The organism is Phenylobacterium sp. (assembly GCF_046590535.1).
Lineage (GTDB): Bacteria > Pseudomonadota > Alphaproteobacteria > Caulobacterales > Caulobacteraceae > Phenylobacterium.
Genome location: NZ_JBKJTG010000240.1, coordinates 13,227 through 36,161, shown reverse-complemented (window position 1 = coordinate 36,161; position 22,935 = coordinate 13,227). Strand labels below are relative to the sequence as shown.

The following is a 22,935-nucleotide window of genomic DNA, read 5'->3' as shown; positions in this document are numbered from 1 at the left end:
GGCAGCAAAAAGCCCTCCGGCGATTCCACCGGAGGGCTTTGCGATGCTTCGGGAGCTTTTGGCTCCAAAGGCGATCAAGCCAGCGCGGTGCGAACCTTGTCGGCGATGGCCTTGAAGCCGGTGGGATCGTTGCCCGCGATGTCCGACAGGACTTTGCGGTCGATCTCGATCCCGGCCCGGTCAAGGCCGAAGATAAACTGCGAGTAGGTGAAGCCTTCCAGGCGCGCCGCGGCGTTGATCCGCTGGATCCACAGCGAGCGGAAGCTGCGCTTGCGGACCTTGCGGTCGCGGTAGGCGTACTGGCCGGCCTTGTCCACGGCCGCCTTGGCGGTGCGAATGGTGTTCTTGCGGCGCCCGTAGAAGCCCTTGGCCTGCTCGAGAACCTTCTTATGCTTGGCGTGGGCGGTGACGCCCCTTTTTACGCGTGCCATCTGTCAGGGCTCCTTAGCTGAGGCCGTAGGGCATGAAGATCTTGATGATCTTGGCGTCGGCCTCGCTCATCACCTTCGTGCCGCGGTTCTGACGGATGTACTTGGCGTTGTGGCTCAGGAGCCGGTGGCGCTTGCCCGCGACGCCGGCCTTTATCTTGCCGGTCGCAGTCAGCTTGAAGCGCTTCTTCACGCCTGACTTGGTCTTCAGTTTCGGCATTTCACTGCGGAGCGTTAGCGGCCCCGTCCTCTGGAGTATTGATGAGACGCCCTGGCATGCCATTAGCCAGGCGCCTCCGAAGGGTGGGGCTGATAGACGAAACGCCGCGCGATGGCAAGCTCAGCGGCCGTCGCTCACCGTGGGTCCGGGACCCGCTTGCGCACCTGGCCCGCGAACCATAGGGCCGGCAGGATCAAGATCGCCGCTAGTGCGAAGGGGGAGCCGGGCGAGTCACGGCGAGGCCTCGACCCGCCGCGGGGCCAGGCGCGCCGCGGACAGGGCCAGCCAGATCGAGGGCGCGACGATCAGAGCGCCCAGAATGAAGGGGCCCTCGATGCTGACGTGGGCGAAGCTCATAGCCGCGCAGAACGGCCCCACCACCCGCGCCAGCGCCCCCATGGCGTTGTTGAGGCCCAGGATCTGGCCCTGCCGGTCGGGGTCGGCGGTGCGCGAGATCAGCGCGCTGACATTGGGCCAAGCCACCGACTGGCCGATGGCGGTCAGGCACATCAGCGCGATCACCATGGCCGCGTTGGTGGACAGGGGCTGCAGGGCGCAGGCGAACATGGTCAGCGCCATGCCGGCGGCCAGCATCGGCCCCTCGCCGAACCGTTCGGCCAGCCGGCCGGTGACGAAGGTCTGGGTCAGGGCCGCGGCGATGCCCACGAAGGCGAAGCAGACCCCGATCTCCCGCGGACCCCAGGCGAACTTGGCCTGCGCCCACAGACCAAACACGGACTCGATGCCGGTGAAGGCAAAGCCTACCAGGAAGGTCAGCAGCATCAGGCGCGAGATCACCGGATGGCGCGCCGCCTCGCCGATCGCCGACCAGCGGCTGGGCCGATCGGCGATGGAAAAGGTGGGCCGGCGGCTCTCGCGGATGAACAGCGCGATACACAGTGCGGAGGCCGCCGACAGCGCGGAGGCGATGAACAGCGGGATCTGGAAGCCGATGGGTCCGGCGTCGGGATGGGCGAACACTCCGCCCAGGGACGGGCCGACGATGAGGCCGATGTTCCACGCCGCCCCCATGTGCGCCATACGCCGGGTGCGCAGGTGTGGCGGGGTGACGTCGGCGATGTAGCCCTGCACAACCGCGCCGTTGCCGCTGGCCAGGCCGCCCAGCAGGCGGATAACGAAGGCCGCCTCCACGTTGGGCGCGAAGGCCAGCGCCAGGTAGCAGAGGCAGTTACCGGTGATGGTGGTGATCAACAGAGGCTTGCGGCCGTAGCGGTCGCTGAGCCGTCCCCAGAACGGCTCGCCGAAGAAGGCGCCCAGCGAATAGGCCGAGAATATCAGCGCGATCTGCCAAGCCTGGGCGTCAAACGACTTGGCATAGAAGGGCAACAACGGGACGATGATCCCGAAGCCCAGCATGTTGATGAAGATCACGGCGATCAGCGACGGCGCCGCCAGTCGGGGCGGCGTTGCCTCCCGCGGCGCTGTGTCGGTCATCTGATCGCTGTTAAGCCGCGCCGCGGCGCGCGGCAAGGCTCAGCGCGCGGCGTGGTCGAAGTGGCCTTGTCTGTTGAGCAGGATCTTCACTCGCTTCGGGTTGAAGCCCAGAGGGGCGGGTAGGGCCAGGCGACCGGATTCCTTGACTGCGCGGCGGCTGGAAAAGCGAAAGCGGCCGCCCAGAGGACGACTGCTCCCGAATCCCCAAGGCCGCTCGGCTCACCGAGGAGCCAGGATCATGATCATCTGGCGACCTTCCATGCGCGGCTCGTACTCGCACTTAGCGATCGGCTCGAAGTCGGCGCGCACCTTCTGCAGGAGCTTCATGCCCAGTTCCGGGTGAGCCAGTTCGCGACCGCGGAAGCGCAGGGTGACCTTAACTTTGTCGCCCTCCTCGAAGAACCTGTTCATCGCCCGCTGCTTCACTTCGTAGTCGTGGATGTCGATGTTGGGGCGGAGCTTGATCTCCTTGATCTCCACCACCTTCTGCCGCTTGCGCGCCTCGTTCTTCTTCTTCTGCTCCTGGAACTTGAACTTGCCGTAGTCCAGAATCTTGCAAACGGGCGGATCCGCGTTGGGGACGATCTCAACCAGATCGAGGCCGGCTTCTTCAGCGGCCTCCATGGCCGAGGAGGTGGGCATCACACCCTGCTTCTCGCCGTGCTGGTCGATCAGCAAAACCTTGGGGACGCGGATTTCATCATTGATGCGCGGACCGTCTTTGACGGGCGGCGCCTGCATGGGGCGGCGAATAGGCGAGGCTCCTGAGGTTGTTTCAACGCAAAGCGCCGGCGCGCAGCCTGCGTTCCGGTCGCTTGGTACTGTATATGACGAAGGGCTAGCCCGCTATCAAGCTGCGCCCGCCTTACTGAGCGCAAGAGAAGCCGCCGCCTGTGCCACGGTGGCCACAGGCAACTGGCTCAGGTCGTCGGCCTGCAAGACGGCCACATGGCCGCGGGGCGCCGACAGGGCGGGGTCCGAAGCCTTGGAGAACAGCACGATGGTCGGTGCGCCGGCCGCGGCGGCTAGGTGCAGCGGGCCGGTGTCGTTGCCAACCGCCAGCGCAGCCCGGGCGCCCAGCACGGCGATGCTGGCGAAGTCGGTGCGGCCGGTCAGGTCGCGGGCGCGCGGTACGCTGCGCTGGATGGCGTGGGCCAGTTGCGCTTCCTGCGGCCCGCCGATGGTGACCACGTCGAAGCCGCGGGCGTAGAGGATGCGGGCGAGTTCCGAATAGCGCTCCACCGGCCAGCGCTTCTCTGGCCGATGGACGGAACCGCCGGGGACGAACATCACGTAGGGCCTGGGCTTCACACCGCCGGAGACCGGCCGATCGGTCGCGGTCAGCCTCAGGATCCAGGAGACGTCCGGTCCGGGCGCCGTGCCGGGGGCCGTGGGGGCGTCGGGCCAAATGCCGGCGTACATCAGCTGGTCGGCCTGGCGCTCCAGGGTGTGCATCTGGTCGCGCAGGCGGTTCCTGTGCGGCAGGGAGCAACCCAGCGCCACCCCTGACCAAGCCGGCGGCGAGGGCCTCAGCGCCTGGAAGATGCGGTTGGACTGCGCCGAGGTCTGCAGGTCGTAGACCCGCTGGTAGCCTGCCGTCCTCAGCCGCCGGCGCAGCGTCATCCACTGCGGGAATCCTTCCGGCCGCCCGTCGGTCTCTACGGCGTTGAAGTAGGGGCAGGATCTGGCGAGCGCCTCGAAGGGCGGGGTGGTGAGCAGGGTGATGTGGGCCTTGGCGTGGGCTTCGCGGATCTTCTTCATGGCCGCCAGCGCCAGCACGAAGTCGCCCAGGGCGGAGAGCTTAATCACCAGGATCTTGGGAACGGCGCGGGGCATCAGCGGCGGGCCTCCAGGACCCGTTGGTAGGCCGACAGGGTTGCCGCGCACATAGCGTCCACGGAGTAGAGTTGGCGCGCCCGCTTCTGGCCGGCGTGACCCATCTCTGCCCGCCGCCCCGGGCCCTGGTCGATGGCGCTCGCTATGGCCTTGGCCCAAGCGCCGGCGTCGCCGGGCGGGACCAGCCAGCCGGTCACCCCGTGAAGCACCGTCTCGGTCGTGCCGCCGTGCGCCGAGGCGATCACTGTGCGGCCCATCGCCTGCGGCTCTACCGCCGCGCGGCCGAAGGATTCAGGCACAGTGGTGGGCAGGATCGCCAGGTCGGCCAGCAGGTATGCGGCCGGCATGTCGTCGCAGTGGCCGACGATGCGGACCTCGTCGGTCAGTCCCGCCTTGCCTATGGCGGCGGCCAGTTCCTCGCTGTAGCCCGCGCGGCCCTGGTCGTCCCCGGCGAACAGGATCAGGAAGTCCCGCCGGCCCTGGGCTTTCAGCGTCGCCGCAGCCTCGATGATGGTCAGATGCCCCTTGATGCGGGTGAGCCGGCCGGGGAGCAGAATACGGGTCCGCGCATGGCGGTCGGCGATCCCCCAGGCGGCGCGCAGGGCCTCCACCCGGCTGGGGGTCACCAGGGACGGGTTGAACCGGTCGAAGTCGACGCCTCGCGGGATGGTCACCACCTTGTCCGGATCGATGCCGTGCTCGGCCAGCACGTGGTCGCGGGTGTAGTCGGAGTTGGCGATCACCAAGTCGCCGCGGGTCATCACCGCATTGTACCAGCGCTTCAGCCCGGACTGGGCCTTGTAGACCCCATGATAGGTGGCCACGAAAGGGGTCCCAGTGGTGCGGGCGGCCCAGAGAGCTGCGAAGGCCGGGGCCCGGCTGCGGGCATGCACGATGCTGACCTTCTCCTGGCGGATCAGGCTGGCCAGCCGCGCGGCGTTGCCCAGCATCACGAGCGGGTTCTTGGTCTGCACCGGCATCTGCGCCAGGCGGGCGCCGTCGGCCTTCAAGCGAGCCGTCATCCTCCCGCCGCGGGTGGCCACCAGGGCGGTTCCGCCGGCGCGGACCACCGCCTGGGCGATGTCGATCGCGGACTGCTCGGCGCCGCCGGTCTCTAGTTCCGGGACCACCTGCAGCAGGGTGAAGCTCGACCGTAGGGACACCGCCTCTGCATAGACCGAAATGATGGCGCGTAAACATCGCCCGGCGCTATGACGCGCCCATGAGCGAAACGAGCGGCTTCCTGGAGCGTCCGGACGGCGAGCGGCTGGCCTGGCGCCGTATCGACGGCGCGGGCCCCACGGTGGTCTGGCTGGGCGGGTTTCGTTCGGACATGACCGGAACCAAGGCCCAGGCCCTGGCCGACTGGGCGGCGGGCGCCGGTCGCGGATATGTGCGCTTCGACTACCTCGGGCATGGCCAGTCGTCGGGGGCGTTCGAGCGCGGCACGATCACCCGCTGGCGCGACGACGCCCTGGCCGTGTTGGAGAGCCTGGCCGAGGGGCCGCTGGTGCTGGTGGGCTCATCCATGGGGGGCTGGATCGCCTGCCTGGCGGCCATGGCGGCGCCCGAGCGGATCGCCGGCCTGGTGCTGGTGGCGCCCGCGCCGGACTTTACGGAGAAGCTGATGGCGCCGGGCATCCCGCCGCAAGGCCGCGCGGCGCTGGCCGCCGAGGGAGTCTGGCTGCGGCCATCGGAATACGGCGATCCCTACCCGATCTCGCGAACCCTGCTCGAGGACGGCGCCCGCTGGTCGATCCTGCCGGGCCCCGTGCCGATCACCGCGCCCGTCCGCATCCTGCAGGGCGCGGAGGATCCGGACGTGCCCTGGCGCCATGCGCTGGAACTGGCCCAAGGCCTGAACAGCAGGGACGTGGTCTTCAGCCTGATCAAGGACGGCGACCACCGCCTGTCGCGGCCGCAGGACATCGGCCGCCTGATCGCCGCGGTGGAAGAACTCTAGCCGCCGGCGTCGAGGATCGCTCTGAGCCCCTCGCGGTAGGTGGGATAGGCCGGCCGCCAGCTCAGCTCGGCCTTGGCCCGGGCGTTGGAGACCCGCTTGCTCTCGGCATAGAAACGCAGAGCCACTGGCGAAAGCTCGGCGTCGTCCAGCGCGACCTCCGGCGGCGGCGCCAGGCCCAGCAGCTCCGCGGCATAGGCGACCACCTCGCTGTTGGAGGCCGGCGCGTCGTCGCAGAGATTGTAGATTCCGCCGGCCCGCGGCCGGTCAATCGAGGCCTCCAGCCCTCCCGCCAGGTCGTCAACGTGGATGCGGGAGAACACCTGTCCTGGCGCGGCGACCCGGCGGGCTTGGCCGGCCCGCAGGCGGTCCAGGGCCGAGCGGCCCGGGCCATAGATGCCGGGCAGGCGGAAGGTCGCGACGGTCAGGCCCATGCCGCGGCCAACCTCGCGCCAGTCGCGCTCGGCCCCGACCCGTCGCGCGCCCTCCACGGACTGGGCGGCGAGCGCGCTGGTCTCGGTGACCCAGCCCCCCTGCCGGTCGCCATAGACGCCGGTGGTGGAGAGGTATCCCGTCCAGTCCGGAAAGGCGCCTGCGATGGCCAGGGCGGGGACCAGGGCGTTCAGGCCCGGGCATCCCCCCGGCCCCGGCGGGGCGGTGACCAGCAGGGCCTGGGTCGCCTTGAGCGTCCCGGCGATGGCGGCGCGGTCGTCCGCATGCACGGGCCGCACGCCCAACGCCGCCAGTCGCGCGGCCCCGCCTTCGGCGCGCCAGGTTGCGGTGACGTCCCAGCCCTTGGCCAGCAGCCGTTTCGCCAGGGCCTGGGCGGAAAAGCCGTAGCCGAAGACGAACAGCCGCAACTGCTACTCCGCCGCCACGGAAGACTGCTGCGCAGTGGCCTGGACCCGCTCGGCGTTCCAGCAGGAGACGCAGGGGATCTTCGAGCGATCGGCGCGGTGGGCGTAGCTGCGGGCGATCTCAGCGATCTCCAGGAGCAAGCCGTCCTCGAGGGTGACCGGCTCCAGCCCGTAACCCAATAGGCGCCGGTTCTCCACCGTCAGGTCGTTCTCGTCGGCCTCCTGGCGCGGGTTGGGCAGGTGGGCGACCTCGGCGCCGGTGAGCCGGGAGACCATCTGGGCGAGGTCGCGGACCCGCCAGCACTCGGTCATCTGGTTCATCACCTTCACCCGCTCGCCCCGCTGGGGCGGGTGGGCCAGGGCCAGTTCCACGCAGCGCACGGTGTCCTGGATGTTGATGAAGGCCCGGGTCTGACCGCCGGTCCCGTGGACGGTTAGCGGATAGCCCACCGCAGCCTGCATCAGGAACCGGTTAAGCACCGTGCCGTAGTCGCCGTCGTAGTCGAAGCGGTTGACCAGCCGAGGGTCGAGGCGGGTCTCGCGGGTCTGGGAGCCCCAGACGATGCCCTGGTGAAGGTCGGTGATCCGGACGCCGTCATTGCGGGCGTAGAACTGGAAGAGCAGGGCGTCCTGGGTCTTGGTCAGGTGATAGATTGAGCCTGGATTGGCGGGGTAGAGGATCTCCCGCTCCGCCCAGCCGTCAGGCGTCTCCACCTTCACGGTCAGATAGCCTTCGGGGATCGCCATGCCGGCGGCGCCGTAGCCGTAGACCCCCATGGTGCCCAGGTGCGCCAGATGGATGTCGAGGCCGCTATCGACGATGGCCGCCAGGATATCGTTGGTGGCGTTCAGGTTGTTGTCGACGGTGTAGCGCTTGTGCCGGGCCGACTTCATCGAATAGGGCGCGGCCCGCTGCTCGGCGAAGTGAACCACAGAGTCGGGACGCCAGGCCTTCAGCAGGTCCAGCAGTGCGTCGTAGTCCTTGCCCACCGTGAACGCGGCGGTCTCGATGCTGCGGCCGCTGACCTCGCGCCAGGCCTGCACGCGCACGTCGAGGCTCTCGATGGGGGTCAGGGAGTGGGCGCCCAGTTCCTCGTCGATGCGCCGGCGCGAACTGTTATCGACGATCGCCACCTCATGTCCGGTCGCCGACAGGTGCAGTGCGGTCGGCCAGCCGCAGAAGCCGTCGCCGCCGAGGATCAGTACTCGCATTGCCGCTCCCCAGGTCGAACAGCGCCCCCATCGGTAGGGCTAGCGCACGCGCCGTCGTCTTGGAAGAGCTTCTGCGGCAGGCGGTCACAGATCTAGAGCAGCGCCCGGATCGCCGCGCGGGCGTCGTCGGCTAGTTCAGGCCGGCGCAGGGCGAAGGCGACGTTGGCCCGCAGCAAGCCGAGCTTGTCGCCGCAGTCGTAGGTGGTCCCCTCGTACTCCAGGGCGTGGAACGCCTGGCGCTCCATCAGGCTCGCCATGGCGTCGGTGAGCTGGATCTCACCGCCGGCGCCGCGCGCCTGGGTCTCCAGCGTGCCGAAGATTTCGGGCTGCAGGATGTAGCGGCCGGAGATGAACAGATTTGAGGGCTCGGTTCCCGGCGCGGGCTTCTCCACCATGCCGGTCATCCGGGTCAGGCGGCCGTCGCGCCCGTTCAAGGCGACGATGCCGTACTTGTGAGCTTCGCCCTCGGGGACCGGCTCGACGACGATGATGTTGCCGCCCACCTGCTCGTAGGCGGCCACCGCCTGGGCCAGCGCCGGGGTGTCGGCGGCCATCAGCATGTCCGGCAGCATCACCGCAAAAGGCTCGTCTCCGATCACGTCGCGGGCGCACCACACGGCATGGCCCAGGCCCAGCGGGGCCATCTGGCGCACGAAGCTCATCTGCCCCGGCTGCATGAGGTCGCGGCGGACCTCGGCCAGTATGTCCAGCTTGCCCTTAGCTTCCAGGGCGTTCTCGATCTCGGGGTTGGCGTCGAAATAGTCCTCGATGGCCCCTTGGCCGCGGCCGGTGACGAAGACAAAATGCTCGATGCCCGCCGCCCGCGCCTCCTCGACCACATAGGACAGGATCGGGCGGTCGACGACGTTCAGGAGGTTCTTCGGCGTGGTCTTGGCGCCCGGGAGCACCCGGGTCCCCAGGCCCGCCACAGGCAGGACCGCCTTGCGCACACGCTTCGTCATCGACGTCTCCGAGTTGCGCTTCGCCTAGAGGAGCCTGGAGGCGAAATCCATGCTGGGCGCGACAAAATGTGCTTCGTATGCAGGATCACGATTTCGGGAACACACGAAACTGTGTAAAGTTCGTCGGTCGGGGGATTCACCCTCCAGGGGAAGTAATTCGATGAAACTGCGCATTCTGACCGGCGTCGCCGCTGCGGCCGTCATGGCCCTCAGCCTCTCCGCCTGCCAACAGAAGACCGAAGAAGTCGCGCCGGCCGCCGATACGGCCGCCATGCCGGCTGCCGACACCAACGTGACCGTCACGACGCCGGCCGCTGAGCCCGCGATGCCCGCGGACGCGGCGACGACCACCACCGACACGACCACCGTCACGACGCCCGCTCCGGACGGCTCGATGGGTTCGATGTCCTCGTCCACGACGACCACCGAAAAGAAGTAAGCCGTCCCACTCGGACGACTTTGGCGCGGCCGCCCCTCACGGGGCGGCCGTTTGCTTTTGGGGCGCTACTCGACGGTGACGGACTTGGCGAGGTTGCGCGGCTGGTCCACGTCCGCGCCCTTCTGCACCGCCACATGGTAGGCCAGGAGCTGGATCGGCGGCGCATAGACCAGGGGCGCCAGCAACGGATCGCAGGTGGGCCCGACGATCACCTTGGCGCCCTGCGGCGCATGCTTTGCGCCCTGGGCGTCGGTGATCAGGATGATCGGGCCGCCCCGGGCGGCGACCTCGCTCATGTTGGAGATGGTCTTTTCGAACAGCGGGTCGGTGGGAGCGATGACGATCACCGGCGTGGCCTCGTCGATCAGCGCAATGGGCCCGTGCTTCAACTCACCGGCGGCATAGCCCTCGGCGTGGATGTAGCTGATTTCCTTCAGCTTCAGAGCGCCTTCCAGGGCCAGGGGGAACATCGCGCCGCGGCCGAGATAGAGGACGTCGCGGGCCTTTGCGAGTTCTGGCGCCAAGGCGCGGACCTCTTCCTCCACCTGGATCGCCTCGGCGATCAACCGGGGCGCCTCCAGCAGCAGCTTTGAATAGTGGGCCTCCTGGGCCGCGTCGATGCGGCCCCTGGCGGCGGCGGCGGCCACCGCCAGCGCCGTCAGCGCCGCCACCTGGCTGGTGAAGGCCTTGGTGGAAGCAACTCCGATCTCCGGCCCGGCATGGGTGGGGAACAGGTGGTCCGCCTCCCGCGCCATGGTCGATTCGTGGACGTTGACCACGGCGGCGGTGGTCAGCCCCTGGGCTTTGCACCAGCGCAGCGCCGCCAGGGTGTCGGCCGTCTCGCCGGACTGCGAGACCGCGATGGCCAGGGTCCGCGCCGAGATCGCCGGCTGGCGGTAGCGGAACTCCGAAGCGACCTCTACGTCGCAGGGCAGGCCGGCCAGCCGCTCGAACAGATAGCGGGCGATATGGCCAGCGTAGCTCGCCGTGCCGCAGGCCACGATCTGGATGCGGTCGATGGCTGCCAAGTCGACGCCATCCGGCGCCGAGACCTTGCCGGTCACTGGATTGATGTAGGCCGATAGAGTGTGTTGGCAGGCGTCCGGCTGGTCATGGATTTCCTTCTCCATGAAGTGCCGGTAGTTGCCCTTTTCCACCAGAGCGGCGGCGGCGGCGACCACCTGCTGGCGGCGCTCAACGGCCTGGCCGGCCTCATCGAAGATCCGCGCTTGGCCGTGGTCGATGGCCACGTAGTCGCCCTCCTCGAGATAGGCGATGCGGTTGGTGAAGGGGCCGACGGCGAGCGCGTCGGAGCCGATGAACATCTCGCCTTCACCGTAGCCCACCACCAGGGGGCTGCCGCGCCGCGCGCCCATCACCAGGTCGTCGTGGCCCTCGACCAGCACGCCCAGGGCGTAGGCGCCGGTGAGCTGGTCTAGGGTGGCTTTCAGCGCCACGAGCGGCTCAAGGCCTTCGTCCAGTTCGCAGTCGAGCAGGTGGGCGATAACCTCGGTGTCCGTCTCGCTCTCGAAGCTGCGGCCCTTGGCCTTCAGCGCCTCGCGCAGTTCGGCGTAGTTCTCGATGATGCCGTTGTGCACCAGGGTCACGCGGCCGGCGGTGTGCGGATGGGCGTTGCGCTCCGACGGCGCGCCGTGGGTCGCCCAGCGGGTGTGGCCGATGCCCACCGTGGCGTTCAGCGCGTCTCCGGCCAGCACATCCTCGAGCGCGCGGATCTTGCCCTTGGCCCGGCGGCGCTCGACCTTGCCGTCCACAACGCCGGCGACGCCCGCAGAATCATAGCCGCGATACTCCAGCCGTTTCAGGCTTTCGATCAGCCGCGCCTGGACCGACCGCGTACCGACGATGCCGATGATCCCGCACATGGGCTATGGCTTCCTTTGTGATAGACGGCGAAACTCGCGATCGCGCCTGCAACCTTGCGGCCTTTAGCATTGGCGAAGCCGGCGTCGACTAAATCTGAGTTTCGGATCGTTTCGAGAGCCCCATGAGCAAGCGCGCCTATTTCGGCACCGACGGCATCCGCGGGCAGGCCAATCGTCATCCGATGACCGCGGAAGTGGCCCTGCGGGTGGGTCTCGCGGCCGGCAAGCTGTTCATGTCCAAGGACGACCGCCGCCACCTGGTGGTGATCGGCAAGGACACCCGGCTCTCTGGCTATATGCTGGAGCCGGCCCTGGTGGCGGGCTTCACGAGCGTTGGCATGGACGTGCGCACCCTGGGCCCGCTGCCGACGCCCGGCGTGGCCATGATGACCCGGTCGCTGCGCGCCGACCTGGGGGTGATGATCACCGCCTCGCATAACGCCTTCTCCGACAACGGCATCAAGCTGTTCGGCCCCGACGGCTACAAGCTCTCCGACGAGCGCGAACTGGAGATCGAGGCCCTGATGGACCAAGGCCTGCAGGAGGGCCTGGCCTCGCCCATAGGCCTGGGCCGCGTGCAGCGGATCGACGATAGCCAGGCGCGCTATGTGGAGATCGCCAAGGCCACCTTGCCCAAGGGCCTGAGCCTGTCCGGAATGCGGGTGGTGATCGACTGCGCCAACGGCGCGGCCTACCGGGTGGCCCCGGTGGCGCTGTACGAGCTGGGCGCCGAGGTGATGTCGATCGGCGTCGCGCCCAACGGCCTGAACATCAACCAAGAGTGCGGCTCCACCCATCCCGGCGCCATGCAGAAGATGGTCCGCGAGTACCGCGCCGACATCGGCATCGCCCTGGACGGCGACGCCGACCGGCTGGTGATCTGCGACGAGAAGGGCCAGATCATCGACGGCGACCAGATCATGGCGCTGATCGCTGACCACTGGGCGAAGACCAGCCGGCTGACCGGCGGCGGCGTGGTGGCCACGGTGATGTCCAACCTGGGCCTCGAGCGCTTCCTTGCGGCCCGCAGCCTGACCCTGGAGCGCACCGCCGTCGGCGACCGCTCGGTGATGGTCAGGATGCGCGAGGGCGGCTTTAACCTGGGCGGCGAGCAGTCGGGCCACATCATCATGTCCGACGTCTCCACCACCGGCGACGGCCTGATCAGCGCCCTGCAGGTGCTGGCGGTGCTGAAGGGGTCGGACAAGCCGATGAGCGCGCTGGCCCGTCAGTTTGAACCCGTGCCGCAGCTCCTGGAGAACGTGCGCTTCACCGCAGGCAAACCGCTGGAGAACGAACAGGTGATGGAGGTGATCGCCAAGGCAGAGCAGCGCCTGAACGGCTCCGGCCGCATCCTGGTGCGAGCCTCCGGAACCGAGCCCCTGATCCGGGTGATGGCCGAAGGCGACGACGCCAAGTTGGTCAGCCAGGTGGTCAGGGAGATCGTCGGCGCGGTGAAGAAAGCCGCCGCCTAGACCCGCCTCGCGCCCGTAACCCTACCCAAGCCTGAATCGATGTGTCAGTCTCGTCACAATCGCGCGGCCTGACTGCGCGAACGACATGACCTGGGAGGACACATGCGGCGCGACCTCGCCTTGAGTGCTGCGCGGCCGGTGCGAAAGGGCGCAAGCTCGATCGCCTGCCTCGCCTTCGTGATCCTTCTGGCCGCGGCCTTCTGGGCCGGCGCCGTCTGGATCGGCCAGGCCCTCATGAAGATTGGCGTTTCCGGCCTCTAGGGCTCTAGGCTCGGCCGACGCTTGTGTAGGTGAAGCCGCGCGCGCGCATGTCGTCGGGTTTGTAGATGTTGCGCAGGTCCACCATCACCGGCCGGTTCATCAGCAGCTTGATACGGTCGAGGTCCAGCGCGCGGAACTGGTCCCACTCGGTGATGATCACCAGGATGTCAGCGCCCTCGGCGGCGTCGTAGGGATCAGACTTGAACACCACGTCGCGGAGCAACTGGCGCGCCTCGTGGGTCCCCTCCGGATCGAAGGCCTGCACCTTGGCGCCTCGGGCCTGCAGCGCCGGCACGATGTCCAGCGACGGGGCGTCGCGCATGTCGTCGGTGTTGGGTTTGAAGGTCAGGCCGAGAACTCCGACGGTCAGCCCGGCCAGTTCGGCCTCCACGGCGCGGCCTACCTTCTCGGCCATTGCCTTCTTGCGCGCGTCGTTGACCTTCACCGTGGTCTCGATCAGCTCCATGGGCGCGCCGGCGTCGCGGGCGGTCCGCACCAGGGCCAGGGTGTCCTTGGGAAAGCACGAGCCGCCGTAGCCCGGGCCGGCGTTCAGGAACTTACCGCCGATCCGGTTGTCCAGACCGATGCCGCGGGCCACCTGCTGGACGTCGGCGCCGACGGCTTCGCACAGGTCGGCGATCTCGTTGATGTAGGTGATCTTCATCGCCAGGAAGGCGTTGGCCGCATACTTGATCAACTCGCTGGTCCGCCGGCCGGTGAAGATGATCGGCGTCTCGTTCAGATAGAGCGGACGGTAGAGTTCACGCATCACCTCGCGGGCGCGGTCGTCTGTGACGCCCACCACCACCCGGTCGGGCCGCTTGAAGTCCTCGATGGCGGCGCCCTCACGCAGGAACTCCGGGTTGGAAACCACCGCAACGTCGGCGTCGGGCCGCACGCGGTTGAAGATCGCCTCGATCTCGTCGCCGGTGCCCACGGGCACGGTGGACTTGGTGACCACCAGGGTGAAGCCTTCCACCAGCCCCGCCACCTCCTCCGCCGCCGCATAGACGTAGGAAAGGTCAGCGTGGCCGTCGCCGCGCCGGGACGGGGTGCCCACGGCTATGAACACCGCATCGGCTCCACGTACCGCCTCGGACGCCTCGGTGGAGAAGAACAGCCGCCCGGCCTTGACGTTCTGGGCCACCAGCGTCTCGAGCCCCGGCTCGAATATCGGTACGCCGCCGGCTTGCAGGCGGGCGATCTTGTCGGCGTCCTTGTCGATGCAGGTGACGGTGTGGCCGAAGTCGGCAAAACAGGCGCCGCTGACGAGGCCCACATAGCCTGTCCCGATCATCGCCACGTGCATGCGCCAAGTCCTCGCGGAGGGTTTGCTACTCTCGCCGCGCTTTGATCACGCAGCGGCCGGTGGAGCTAGTCCGCCCACGCCACAGCCTCAGATTTCCTGGTTGTAGGCGCCGATCTGTGGACGTCTGGCGAGGCGCGGCTTCACCTCCTGGTGAAACAGGGCGCGCATGTCGTCGTCTGAGCGGGTGCTCTCCACAACCACCACGATCTCGGGCTTGTTTGAGGAGGCCCGCACCAGCACCCAGGAGCCATCCTCCAGAGCCACGCGCACGCCGTTGACGGTGATCAGGTCGGCGATCTTCCGCCCCAGGATCGTGCCGTCGGCGTCCCGGAGAGCGGTGTATTCGGCCACCACGCCATCGACCACACCGTACTTCTCCTCGTCGGGGCAATGCGGGCTCATGGTCAGCGAGGTGTAGGCCACCGGCAGGGCCTTCTTCAGGTCTGAGAGCTTGCGGTCGGGGTTGCGGTCCAGCATCGCCAGGATGGCCGCCGCCGCGACGATCCCATCGTCATAGCCGCGCCCGATCGGCGGGTTGAAAAAGAAGTGGCCGCTCTTCTCGAACCCGGCCAGGGCGCCCAGCTCGGCGGTCTTGCGCTTGATGTAGGAGTGGCCGGTCTTCCAGTACACGGTGGTGGCGCCGTTGGCCCTAAGCACCTCGTCGGTGGCGAACAGGCCCGTGGACTTCACATCCACCACGAAGGTCGCGTCCTTGTGTAGCGAGGAGAGGTCCCTGGCCAGCATCAAGCCGATCTTGTCGGCGAAGATCTCCTCGCCCTCGTCATCGACCACCCCGCAGCGGTCGCCGTCGCCGTCGAAGCCCAGCGCCAAGTCGGCGCCGAACTCGCGCACCGCCTGGGACATGGCGTGCAGCATGACTGCGTCTTCCGGGTTGGGATTGTACCTCGGGAAGGTCCAGTCCAGTTCGCAGTCCATCTCCACCACCACCGCGACGCCCATCCGGCGCAGGGCGTCCGGCGCGAAGGCAGCGGCCGTGCCGTTGCCGCAGGCGCAGACCACCTTGAGCGGCCGCTTGATCGACGTGCGGGAAACCGCGTCGGCGATGTAGCGCTCGGCCACCCCTGCGATGTGCGCCAGGGAGCCTCCGGGGCGCTGGGCCCACCTGGCCCCCAGAACGATGTCCTTCAGCCGGCCCATCTCGTCTGGCCCAAAGGTGAGCGGGCGCTGGGCGCCCATCTTCACGCCGGTCCAACCGTTCTCGTTGTGGCTGGCGGTGACCATGGCCACGCAAGGCGCGTCCAGGTCGAACTGGGCGAAGTAGGCCATCGGCGAGACTGCCAGGCCGATGTCCAGCACCTCGCAACCCGCGGCGACCAAACCGAGGGTCAGGGCCTGCTTGATGCTGAGCGAATAAAACCGGTAGTCGTGAGCCACCACGATCCGCTTCTGGCCCATATCATGGATCAGCGTCCCCAAGCCCAATCCGAGGGCCTGGACGCCAAGCAAGTTGATGTCCGGTCCGAACAGCCACCGCGCGTCGTACTCCCGAAATCCGGTCGCCTTCACCAGCGGCTGGTTCTCGTAGTCCCAGGTGTTGGCGACGAGGTCGGCGCGGGGCTTGGGCAGCATGGAAACTCCGGTCGGAGACAGGGGCAGGGGTATTACATGACCCCGGCGCGCAACAGGTCATGGACATGCAGGATGCCCACCGGGTGGCCGTCCTCGACCACGAACAGCACCGTTACCGAAGGCAGCGGATCGCTCATCAGGGCCAGGGCTTCGGAGGCCAGCATCTGCGGCGGGACGGATTTCTTGGGGCCGGGGGTCATCACCTCGCCGGCGGTGTGGGTCAGCAGGCCCTCGATGTGGCGGCGCAGGTCGCCGTCGCTGATCGCGCCCTTCAGCCGGCCGTCGGCGCCGGTGACGCCCACCACCCCCCAGCGCTTCTCGGTCATCACCAGCAGGGTCGCCGGCATCGGCGTGTCCTCCGCCACCAGGGGCAGCTCGTCGGCCCGGTGCATCAGGTCGCCCACCGTGCGCAGCATCGCGCCCAGCTTGCCGCCGGGGTGGAAGACGCGGAAATCCTGCGGCTTGAATCCGCGCCGCTCCAGGAGCGCCACGGCCAGGGCGTCACCCAGCGCAATCTGCAGGGTGGTCGAGGTGGTGGGCGCGTTCAGCTCGTCGGCGGCCTCGGGCGCATCCGGGATGGTCAGTACGATGTCCGCAGCCCGGCCCAGGGCGCTGCCGGCGACGGCGGTGATGGCGATCAGAGGGATGGAGAAACGAGTGGCGTAGGCGATCACGTCGGCCAGTTCGCGGGTCTCGCCGGTCTTCGACAGCGCCAGGATCACGTCGCCCGCGCCGATCATGCCCAGGTCGCCGTGGCTGGCTTCGGTGGCGTGGACGAACATAGCCACCGAGCCGGTGGAGGCCAGGGTGGCGGCGATCTTGCGTCCCACATGGCCCGACTTGCCGATGCCGGTGCAGACGATGCGGCCCTTGGCGTCGAACAGCATCTCCACCGCGCGCACGAAGGGCTCGCCCAGGTCCTCGGCCATCTGGACCAGCGCCTCAGCCTCGGCCGTCAGCACCCGGCGGCCCACCGCAATCGCGTCGAATCCGGTCATTGCGAGGGGGCTAAAGTCCGCGACTGCAGGGCGCGGATAGCCTCGCGCGCCTCGGCCGCCCGCCGCTGGGCGGCGTTGTGTTCGCGCAGCATGGCCGCCTTCATCGCCGGGGTCTGCTGCAGGGGGGTGGAGCCGAAGGGCGCTGGCGAACGCGCGCCCAGGCCCTGCGGCCAGACGGCGGCGAAGGCGATGACGGCCACGGTGGCAAGCGCCAGGAGCGGCAGGTAGAGACGGTCGAGCATGGCGCCTCGTATAGCGGCTCACGCGCCTAAGGGCCAACCCGCGGCGGCTTGACGGCGCCGCGCCCGCGCCCTAGCCGCTCACCACCCGCGACGCATCGAGACGGAGCACACCTTGCCGACGCTGATCCTGCTGCGCCATGGCCAAAGCCGCTGGAACCTGGAAGACCGCTTCACCGGCTGGGTGGACGTGGACCTGACGCCCGAGGGCGAGGCCCAGGCGACCAAGGGCGGCGAACTGATCGCCCAGGCTGGCGTGGCCATCGACCGCTGCTTCACCTCGGTGCTTACGCGGGCCATCCGCACCTCCTGGCTGGCGCTGGCCGCCGCGGGCCAGACCTATGTGCCGGAGACCAAGGACTGGCGGCTGAACGAGCGCCACTACGGCGGCCTCACCGGCCTCAACAAGGCCGAGACGGCGGCCAAGCACGGCGAGGCGCAGGTTAAGGTCTGGCGCCGATCCTATGACGTCCCGCCCCCGGAGATGGCGCCGGACAGCGAGTACGCCTTCGAGGGCGACCGCCGCTACGCCGGCCTGAAACTGCCCGCCACCGAGAGCCTGAAGACCACCCTGGAGCGCGTACAGCCCTACTGGGACGCGGAAATCGCTCCGAAGCTGGCGGCCGGTGAGACCCTGCTGGTGGCGGCCCACGGCAATTCCCTGCGCGCCATAGTCAAGCTGCTGTTTGATATCTCGGATGAAGCGATCATCGGCGTCGAAATCCCCACCGGGAACCCCCTCCTGATCGACCTGGACGGGTCCTTAAAGCCCACCGCCGCGCGCTACCTTGACGCCGCCCGCGCGACGGCGCTTCCGGCTGTGTAGGCGGGACGGCATGTCTGGGGACGACGCCAGCTTCATGCGCCGCGCCATCGCGCTGGCCGCCACCAATCTGGGCCTGACGGGGGACAATCCGTCGGTGGGCTGCGTCATCGTCAGGGGCGGCCAGGTGGTAGGCGAGGGGGTCACCGCAGCGGGCGGGCGGCCGCACGCGGAGGAACTGGCGCTCCGCCAGGCCGGCGAGGCCGCCCGGGGAGCCACGGCCTATGTGACGCTGGAACCCTGCGCGCAGAGATCGTCGGGCGGCGCCTCCTGTTCAGAGCTTCTCGCCGCGGCGGGTCTGGCGCGGGTTGTGGCGGCCCTCGCGGATCACTCTACTTTTGCGGGCGGCCACGGAGCAGAGCGGCTGCGGGCTCAGGGAACGGTGTTCGACCTGGGGTTGCTGGAGGGTGAGGCCGCCCCGCTCTACGCCGCCTATAATCCGGCCACCGGCGATCCGCGAAAACGCTAAATCTCTGGAAAGGCGTCGTTAATCCGCCGCGACTAAGGTCGGCCGCATCGCTCGAGCAAGCCAGTAAACCATGTCCCCGACCCCCGCCCGCAGCCTCGTGTCCAGTCGCCTTAGTCAGGCGGATCTCGAGGCCGTCTGCGCCAAGCATGACCGCCTGTGGAGTTCCAAGCCCGGTGGCGCGCGCGCGGTGTTCGCCTGGAAGGATCTCTCCGGGCTCGATCTCTCCGGCATGAATCTCTGCGACGCCGACTTCACCGGGGCCATCCTGGTGGACTGTAGGCTGCAGGGCGCCCGGCTCGATCACGCCACCCTGTTCGGCGCGGACCTGCAGAACGCCAACCTGACCGACGCCTCCTTGCGCCGCGCCGACCTCCGCGGCGCCTGCCTGCGCAACGCCAACCTCACCGGCGCGGACCTGTTCGAGGCCGACCTGCGCGAAGGGCAGATGGCCGCCGCCGACCGCAAGTTAGGATTCCGCCGCCTGGAGACCGGCTCCCTGCCCAGGCCCGGCGAAATCCAGGGCGCGATCCTCGCGGGGGCGAACCTGGAGCGCTCGCGGCTCTCCGGTGTGATGGCCATCCGCGCCGACTTCACCGACGCGGTGCTGAAGGACGCCAAGCTGATCCGCGCCAACCTCAAGCAGGCCTCCATGAAGGGCGCCAACCTGTCGGGTGCGGACCTCTCGGGCGCCGACCTGGCCGGCGCCGACATGCGCGACGCCGTTCTGGTGGGCGCCAAGACCCAGTCCTGGAACGTGATGGACGCCAACATGGCCGGCGTGCTCACCGATGAGCCCACCGGCAAGCCGTCGACGGGCCTGCCCTACAAGACCATGATCCGCGACCACGCCCGCTGGTGCGAGACCGGCGGCGCGGAAGGCGCTCCGTCGGCCTTCGAACAGGCCGACCTGCGGGCCCTGGTCAGCGTCCGCGGCTACAATCTCACGGCGCTCTCGGCAAAGGGGGCGACCTTCTACGGCCTCGACTTGGAAGGCGTGCAGCTACAGGGCGCGCACCTGGAAGGGGCCGACTTCCGCAACTGCAACCTGCGGCGGGCGGACCTGCGCGGGGCCCGGCTGCTGGGCGCCAAGCTTTCCGGCGCCGACCTGCGAGACGCCCAGATGGGGCCGTTGATCCTGGGCGCCGACCGCGTGCTGCCCTGCGACCTGACCGGGGCCAACCTGAAGAACGCCGATCTTGCCCGCGCGGACCTGCGCCAAGCGGTGCTCACCGACGCCGACGTCAGCCGGGCGAACTTCACGGGGGCGTCGCTGAAACAGGCCAAGCTGGGCGGCGTCACGCGGAACGGCGCCCGCGGCCTGGACGAAGTGATCTAGATGCCGACGACAGCGCTCTCAGGACGCCGCCGGCTCAGCGCCGGTGAGATGGCGATGCTGCTGGACAGTCATGCCCGCTTCGCCTCGGGCGCCGGCGGCAAGCGCGCCTCGCTGCCATTCGTGGATTTCGCCGGCATGGACCTCACCGGCCGCGACCTTTCGGGTGCTGACTTCTCCGGCTCGGTGTTCGATAGCGCCAAGCTTGAGGGCGCGAAGCTGGTCGGCGCCAACCTGGCCGGCTGTGACCTGCGCTACGCCGACCTGCGCGGCGCGGACCTGCGCCAGGCCGACCTGCGGGGAGCCTGCCTGCAGGGCGCCAACCTAGCCGGCGCCGACCTCACAGGCGCCGACTTCCGGCCCGGCAAGATCGCCCTGCCGCATCCCTCGCGAGGCTTCCCGGCGGTGATCGAGGAGGTGCGCGGCGGCTCCGTCGACGGCGCCATCCTGGCCGGCGCGACCCTGGACCATTCCCGGCTGGACGGGCTCTACGCAGCGGCAGCCGATTTCTCCGACTGCTCGTTCCACGGCGCTAAGCTGCTGGACGCCAATTTCAAGGGCGCGAACCTGGCCGGCGCGGTGCTCACCGAGGCCGACCTGGGGGGCGCCAACCTGGAGGGCGCTGACCTCGACGGGGCTGTCCTGACCGGTGTGTCCCTGTCCGCCACGCGTACTGTGGACGCTAAGCTGGGCCAGGCCATGGAAGCGCCCAGCCGCAGCGTCATCGCCCGCGCCGAACACCTGCTCGAACAGGCCCAGCAGCACGACGCCTGGGTCCGCTCCAGCGGCCGCCAGGGACGCGCGGTGGTGCTGGACGGCGAGGACCTGCGCCCGCTGGGCGCCGGCCTCATGGGTCTTAAACTCACAGCGGTCAGCGCCAAGGGCGCCTGCCTTGTGGGCCTCGATCTCAGCGGCGCGGAACTGCAGGGCGCCAACCTGGAAGGCGCCGACCTGCGCGGCGCGAACCTGGCCAAGGCCGACCTTCGCGGCGCACGCCTGGCCAAGGCCAACCTGACCCGCGCCAACCTTGCCGACGCGCGGCTCTGCGCCCTGCCCCTGGGCGGCGACCGCGCCACGCCCACCAACCTTACCGGCGCCAAGCTGCGCTTCGCCAAGGTAACCGGCGCAGACCTCACCGGCGCCAACCTCGAGGGTTGCGACCTGCGCGGCTGCGACCTGGCCAAGGCCCGCAGCACTCTCGCGGTCGCCTGACGCCGTCACGGAAAAGCGGCGCCCGCGGACGCCGGAGGTTCGCCAAACGCGCCCTTGCCAGCGCCGCGGGGACACGTAGGCTGCGCCGCCAAAGTCAAGCCGCTCCAGGAAAGACAGCCCGCATGTTCCGTCTCGCGCTCACCGCCCCGATCGCCGCCCTTGTCATGACCGCCGCCACGCCGGCCTTCGCCGCCGACGCCAGGCTGAAGGCCGCCGTGGCCGACCCCACACGCGGCGCCGAGCACCGGGCGCGCGACGCGCACCGGCACCCCACCGAGACCCTCACCTTCTGGGGCCTGAAGCCGAAGCAGACGGTGATCGAGGTGTCGCCGGGGGCGGGCTACTGGACCGAAATCCTCAGCCCCTACGCCAAGGCCACCGGCGGTCGCTACGTGGCTGGGGTCGCCGACCTCGACAATCCCAAGCTGTCGGCCGGCGCGAAGAAAGGCCGGGCCGATTTCGAGGCGAAGTACGCTGACGGCAGGTTCGGACCGGTGGCCTATACGAACTTCGGCCCCGTCGCCAAGCCCCTGGGGGCGCCCGCCTCCGCGGACCTGGTGATCACCGCGCGCAACATTCACAACTTCATGTACCAGGAAGGCATGCTGGAGAAGTCGATGAAGGACTTCTACGCCGTCCTGAAGCCGGGCGGCGTGCTGGGCGTCGAGGAACACCGCGCCGATCCCAGGGCGCAAGTGGCCGGCGTCACCGACGGCTATGTGGGCGTGGCCACCGTAGTGGCGGCCGCTGAGAAGGCAGGGTTCAAACTCGCCGCCAGGTCCGAAGCCAACGCCAATCCCAAGGACACCAAAGACCATCCGTTCGGCGTCTGGACCCTGCCGCCGGTGCGTCGCTCCGCCCCGGCCGGCCAGCCAGCCAACGCCGCCTTCGACCGCACCAAGTACGAGGCCATCGGCGAGAGCGACCGCATGACGCTGCGCTTCGTCAAGCCGCGCTGAGCTGACGCTTTGACCGTGGCCCTGGATGCCGCTACTGCGGGCGCCAGGGCCATGCTGGGGGGCATGACAAGATCGGTTCGTCGCGCCCCATGATCGTCTTCTCCCGACGCGCCTTGATCCTTGGCGCCACGGCGCTGGCCGCCTGCGGACGCACGTCGCCTGCCGATGCCCCACCCGGGCCTGCCGAGGGGCCGGTCACCCTAGAGTCGGCGGTGGCCGGCGCCTGGCGCCTCCCCGCCGACCGCGCCCGCGACGCGGACCGCCATCCCGTGCGGAGCCTGGCGTTCTGGGGCCTGAAGCCCGCCCAGACGGTGGTCGAGTTCTGGCCCGGCGCCGGCTGGTACACCGACATCATCGCACCCTTCCTGGCGGCCACCGGCGGCAAGCTCTATGCCGCTAACCTGCAGCTCACTGACCCCGCGGCCGCCGCCACCCGCGATGTGGTGGAAGCCCACCGCCGCAAGCTCGCCGAAGCGCCCAAGCTCTATGGCGCGGTGGAGATCACCGCCTTCGGCCCCACCAGCGGACCTGTGGCGCCCGCCGGCGCCGCAGACCTGGTGCTGTTCCTGCGCAACCTGCACAACTGGATGGCCGCAGGCGTCGCCGAGAAGGCGTTCCGCGACGCCTTCCTGGCTCTGAAGCCCGGCGGCGCGCTTGGGGTGGAGGAACACCGCGCCGATGCGGGCGGCGTCCCCGACGTGATGGCCGAGAGCGGCTATGTTGAGCAGGCCTACGTCATCCGGCTGGCCCAGGAGGCCGGTTTCCAGTTGGCGGCGACCAGCGAGATCAACGCCAATCCAAAGGACACCAAGGACCACCCGTTCGGGGTCTGGACCCTACCGCCGGTACGACGGTCATCGCCGCGCGGCGAGGCGGTCGATCCGGCCTTCGACCGGACCAAATACGACGCCATCGGAGAGAGCGACCGAATGACGCTGCGGTTCGTCAAACCGGCGTAACAGGCCGCCTGCGGTTTACTTCATCCGCGCCTATGGCAAAGCTTGCGGGTTGGGAT

At 68.9% G+C, this 22,935-nt stretch carries 24 protein-coding genes; 10 read left to right on the top strand and 14 right to left on the bottom strand.

Annotation, left to right across the window (positions count from 1 at the left end; genetic code table 11):
- Positions 1–74: 74 nt before the first annotated feature.
- The 6 genes from rplT to ACLL81_RS14945 all read right to left on the bottom strand — a co-directional run bounded on the left by rplT (position 75) and on the right by ACLL81_RS14945 (position 5,102).
- Positions 75–431 carry a 50S ribosomal protein L20 gene (gene rplT, locus ACLL81_RS14970; protein WP_411289159.1) on the bottom strand — a complete coding sequence of 119 codons (357 nt, stop codon included), beginning with the start codon at positions 429–431 and terminating at the stop codon, positions 75–77.
- A 13-nt stretch (positions 432–444) separates the two neighbouring features.
- Positions 445–648, bottom strand: a complete 204-nt coding sequence (gene rpmI, locus ACLL81_RS14965; protein WP_411289158.1) for a 50S ribosomal protein L35 — start codon at positions 646–648, stop codon at positions 445–447.
- 231 nt (positions 649–879) lie between these two features.
- Positions 880–2,103: an MFS transporter gene (locus tag ACLL81_RS14960; RefSeq protein WP_411289157.1), complete on the bottom strand. Its 1,224-nt coding sequence runs from the start codon at positions 2,101–2,103 to the stop codon at positions 880–882.
- 219 nt (positions 2,104–2,322) lie between these two features.
- Complete coding sequence (infC, locus tag ACLL81_RS14955; RefSeq protein WP_411289156.1) at positions 2,323–2,844, bottom strand: translation initiation factor IF-3; 522 nt, start codon at positions 2,842–2,844, stop codon at positions 2,323–2,325.
- Between the two features lie 108 nt (positions 2,845–2,952).
- Positions 2,953–3,939, bottom strand: coding sequence for a glycosyltransferase family 9 protein (locus tag ACLL81_RS14950; RefSeq protein WP_411289155.1), 987 nt, complete (start codon positions 3,937–3,939; stop codon positions 2,953–2,955).
- Positions 3,939–5,102: a glycosyltransferase family 4 protein gene (locus tag ACLL81_RS14945; RefSeq protein ID WP_411289154.1), complete on the bottom strand. Its 1,164-nt coding sequence runs from the start codon at positions 5,100–5,102 to the stop codon at positions 3,939–3,941. Before ACLL81_RS14945 ends, ACLL81_RS14950 begins: the two co-directional genes overlap by 1 nt.
- Before the next feature lie 59 nt (positions 5,103–5,161).
- On the opposite strand from ACLL81_RS14945, the gene ACLL81_RS14940 reads away from it, so the two are divergent.
- Entirely contained in the window at positions 5,162–5,902 is a 741-nt protein-coding gene (locus ACLL81_RS14940) for an alpha/beta fold hydrolase (RefSeq protein ID WP_411289153.1), read from the top strand.
- Here the strand turns inward: ACLL81_RS14940 and ACLL81_RS14935 are convergent.
- From ACLL81_RS14935 to ACLL81_RS14925, 3 genes are all read right to left on the bottom strand, one after another.
- On the bottom strand, positions 5,899–6,759 hold the full coding sequence (locus tag ACLL81_RS14935) for an SDR family oxidoreductase (RefSeq protein WP_411289152.1): 861 nt from the start codon (positions 6,757–6,759) through the stop codon (positions 5,899–5,901). The genes ACLL81_RS14940 and ACLL81_RS14935 overlap by 4 nt on opposite strands.
- A 3-nt stretch (positions 6,760–6,762) precedes the next feature.
- On the bottom strand, positions 6,763–7,968 hold the full coding sequence (locus ACLL81_RS14930; RefSeq protein ID WP_411289151.1) for an NAD-dependent epimerase/dehydratase family protein: 1,206 nt from the start codon (positions 7,966–7,968) through the stop codon (positions 6,763–6,765).
- A gap of 92 nt (positions 7,969–8,060) precedes the next feature.
- Positions 8,061–8,930: a UTP--glucose-1-phosphate uridylyltransferase gene (locus ACLL81_RS14925; protein ID WP_411289150.1), complete on the bottom strand. Its 870-nt coding sequence runs from the start codon at positions 8,928–8,930 to the stop codon at positions 8,061–8,063.
- A gap of 160 nt (positions 8,931–9,090) precedes the next feature.
- On the opposite strand from ACLL81_RS14925, the gene ACLL81_RS14920 reads away from it, so the two are divergent.
- A complete protein-coding gene (locus ACLL81_RS14920; RefSeq protein WP_411289149.1) occupies positions 9,091–9,369 on the top strand; it encodes a hypothetical protein in 279 nt (92 codons plus the stop codon).
- Positions 9,370–9,434: 65 nt separating this feature from the next.
- Here ACLL81_RS14920 and glmS read toward each other — a convergent pair whose 3' ends face one another.
- Positions 9,435–11,252: a glutamine--fructose-6-phosphate transaminase (isomerizing) gene (glmS, locus tag ACLL81_RS14915; protein WP_411289148.1), complete on the bottom strand. Its 1,818-nt coding sequence runs from the start codon at positions 11,250–11,252 to the stop codon at positions 9,435–9,437.
- Positions 11,253–11,374: 122 nt separating this feature from the next.
- On the opposite strand from glmS, the gene glmM reads away from it, so the two are divergent.
- Together glmM and ACLL81_RS14905 are read left to right on the top strand one after the other, a co-directional pair.
- Positions 11,375–12,727, top strand: coding sequence for a phosphoglucosamine mutase (glmM, locus tag ACLL81_RS14910; RefSeq protein ID WP_411289147.1), 1,353 nt, complete (start codon positions 11,375–11,377; stop codon positions 12,725–12,727).
- Between the two features lie 102 nt (positions 12,728–12,829).
- Positions 12,830–12,988, top strand: coding sequence for a hypothetical protein (locus ACLL81_RS14905; RefSeq protein WP_411289146.1), 159 nt, complete (start codon positions 12,830–12,832; stop codon positions 12,986–12,988).
- A gap of 4 nt (positions 12,989–12,992) precedes the next feature.
- Here ACLL81_RS14905 and ACLL81_RS14900 read toward each other — a convergent pair whose 3' ends face one another.
- The 4 genes from ACLL81_RS14900 to ACLL81_RS14885 form a co-directional block, all read right to left on the bottom strand.
- Entirely contained in the window at positions 12,993–14,297 is a 1,305-nt protein-coding gene (locus ACLL81_RS14900) for a UDP-glucose dehydrogenase family protein (protein WP_411289145.1), read from the bottom strand.
- A gap of 87 nt (positions 14,298–14,384) precedes the next feature.
- Positions 14,385–15,887 carry a phosphomannomutase/phosphoglucomutase gene (locus tag ACLL81_RS14895; protein ID WP_411289144.1) on the bottom strand — a complete coding sequence of 501 codons (1,503 nt, stop codon included), beginning with the start codon at positions 15,885–15,887 and terminating at the stop codon, positions 14,385–14,387.
- A gap of 32 nt (positions 15,888–15,919) precedes the next feature.
- Positions 15,920–16,885, bottom strand: a complete 966-nt coding sequence (locus tag ACLL81_RS14890; protein ID WP_411289143.1) for an SIS domain-containing protein — start codon at positions 16,883–16,885, stop codon at positions 15,920–15,922.
- On the bottom strand, positions 16,882–17,127 hold the full coding sequence (locus ACLL81_RS14885; RefSeq protein WP_411289142.1) for a hypothetical protein: 246 nt from the start codon (positions 17,125–17,127) through the stop codon (positions 16,882–16,884). Before ACLL81_RS14885 ends, ACLL81_RS14890 begins: the two co-directional genes overlap by 4 nt.
- Positions 17,128–17,239: 112 nt before the next feature.
- Here ACLL81_RS14885 and gpmA point away from each other — a divergent pair, with 112 nt between their 5' ends.
- The 6 genes from gpmA (at position 17,240) to ACLL81_RS14855 (ending at position 22,879) form a co-directional block, all read left to right on the top strand.
- Positions 17,240–17,950, top strand: coding sequence for a 2,3-diphosphoglycerate-dependent phosphoglycerate mutase (gpmA, locus tag ACLL81_RS14880; RefSeq protein WP_411289141.1), 711 nt, complete (start codon positions 17,240–17,242; stop codon positions 17,948–17,950).
- Between the two features lie 10 nt (positions 17,951–17,960).
- Positions 17,961–18,416: a bifunctional diaminohydroxyphosphoribosylaminopyrimidine deaminase/5-amino-6-(5-phosphoribosylamino)uracil reductase RibD gene (locus tag ACLL81_RS14875; RefSeq protein WP_411289140.1), complete on the top strand. Its 456-nt coding sequence runs from the start codon at positions 17,961–17,963 to the stop codon at positions 18,414–18,416.
- 70 nt (positions 18,417–18,486) lie between these two features.
- Positions 18,487–19,752, top strand: coding sequence for a pentapeptide repeat-containing protein (locus tag ACLL81_RS14870; RefSeq protein ID WP_411289139.1), 1,266 nt, complete (start codon positions 18,487–18,489; stop codon positions 19,750–19,752).
- Positions 19,753–20,961 (top strand): pentapeptide repeat-containing protein, encoded by a 1,209-nt coding sequence (locus ACLL81_RS14865; RefSeq protein ID WP_411289138.1) that lies wholly within the window; start codon positions 19,753–19,755, stop codon positions 20,959–20,961.
- 122 nt (positions 20,962–21,083) lie between these two features.
- Positions 21,084–21,920 (top strand): class I SAM-dependent methyltransferase, encoded by an 837-nt coding sequence (locus ACLL81_RS14860; RefSeq protein ID WP_411289137.1) that lies wholly within the window; start codon positions 21,084–21,086, stop codon positions 21,918–21,920.
- Positions 21,921–22,009: 89 nt separating this feature from the next.
- Positions 22,010–22,879 (top strand): class I SAM-dependent methyltransferase, encoded by an 870-nt coding sequence (locus ACLL81_RS14855; protein WP_411289136.1) that lies wholly within the window; start codon positions 22,010–22,012, stop codon positions 22,877–22,879.
- Positions 22,880–22,935 lie beyond the last annotated feature (56 nt).

Bases quoted from the DNA above. Each gene is read 5' to 3' on its own strand.
- glmS (WP_411289148.1), bottom strand. From the start codon at position 11,252: ATGTGCGGGATCATCGGCATCGTCGGTACGCGGTCGGTCCAGGCGCGG.
- ACLL81_RS14890 (WP_411289143.1), bottom strand. From the start codon at position 16,885: ATGACCGGATTCGACGCGATTGCGGTGGGCCGCCGGGTGCTGACGGCC.
- ACLL81_RS14905 (WP_411289146.1), top strand. From the start codon at position 12,830: ATGCGGCGCGACCTCGCCTTGAGTGCTGCGCGGCCGGTGCGAAAGGGC.
- ACLL81_RS14885 (WP_411289142.1), bottom strand. From the start codon at position 17,127: ATGCTCGACCGTCTCTACCTGCCGCTCCTGGCGCTTGCCACCGTGGCC.
- ACLL81_RS14900 (WP_411289145.1), bottom strand. From the start codon at position 14,297: ATGCACGTGGCGATGATCGGGACAGGCTATGTGGGCCTCGTCAGCGGC.
- ACLL81_RS14875 (WP_411289140.1), top strand. From the start codon at position 17,961: ATGTCTGGGGACGACGCCAGCTTCATGCGCCGCGCCATCGCGCTGGCC.
- ACLL81_RS14960 (WP_411289157.1), bottom strand. From the start codon at position 2,103: ATGACCGACACAGCGCCGCGGGAGGCAACGCCGCCCCGACTGGCGGCG.
- ACLL81_RS14855 (WP_411289136.1), top strand. From the start codon at position 22,010: ATGATCGTCTTCTCCCGACGCGCCTTGATCCTTGGCGCCACGGCGCTG.
- glmM (WP_411289147.1), top strand. From the start codon at position 11,375: ATGAGCAAGCGCGCCTATTTCGGCACCGACGGCATCCGCGGGCAGGCC.
- ACLL81_RS14930 (WP_411289151.1), bottom strand. From the start codon at position 7,968: ATGCGAGTACTGATCCTCGGCGGCGACGGCTTCTGCGGCTGGCCGACC.
- ACLL81_RS14950 (WP_411289155.1), bottom strand. From the start codon at position 3,939: ATGCCCCGCGCCGTTCCCAAGATCCTGGTGATTAAGCTCTCCGCCCTG.
- rpmI (WP_411289158.1), bottom strand. From the start codon at position 648: ATGCCGAAACTGAAGACCAAGTCAGGCGTGAAGAAGCGCTTCAAGCTG.
- ACLL81_RS14860 (WP_411289137.1), top strand. From the start codon at position 21,084: ATGTTCCGTCTCGCGCTCACCGCCCCGATCGCCGCCCTTGTCATGACC.
- ACLL81_RS14895 (WP_411289144.1), bottom strand. From the start codon at position 15,887: ATGCTGCCCAAGCCCCGCGCCGACCTCGTCGCCAACACCTGGGACTAC.
- ACLL81_RS14940 (WP_411289153.1), top strand. From the start codon at position 5,162: ATGAGCGAAACGAGCGGCTTCCTGGAGCGTCCGGACGGCGAGCGGCTG.
- ACLL81_RS14870 (WP_411289139.1), top strand. From the start codon at position 18,487: ATGTCCCCGACCCCCGCCCGCAGCCTCGTGTCCAGTCGCCTTAGTCAG.
- ACLL81_RS14865 (WP_411289138.1), top strand. From the start codon at position 19,753: ATGCCGACGACAGCGCTCTCAGGACGCCGCCGGCTCAGCGCCGGTGAG.
- ACLL81_RS14920 (WP_411289149.1), top strand. From the start codon at position 9,091: ATGAAACTGCGCATTCTGACCGGCGTCGCCGCTGCGGCCGTCATGGCC.
- ACLL81_RS14925 (WP_411289150.1), bottom strand. From the start codon at position 8,930: ATGACGAAGCGTGTGCGCAAGGCGGTCCTGCCTGTGGCGGGCCTGGGG.
- rplT (WP_411289159.1), bottom strand. From the start codon at position 431: ATGGCACGCGTAAAAAGGGGCGTCACCGCCCACGCCAAGCATAAGAAG.
- infC (WP_411289156.1), bottom strand. From the start codon at position 2,844: ATGCAGGCGCCGCCCGTCAAAGACGGTCCGCGCATCAATGATGAAATC.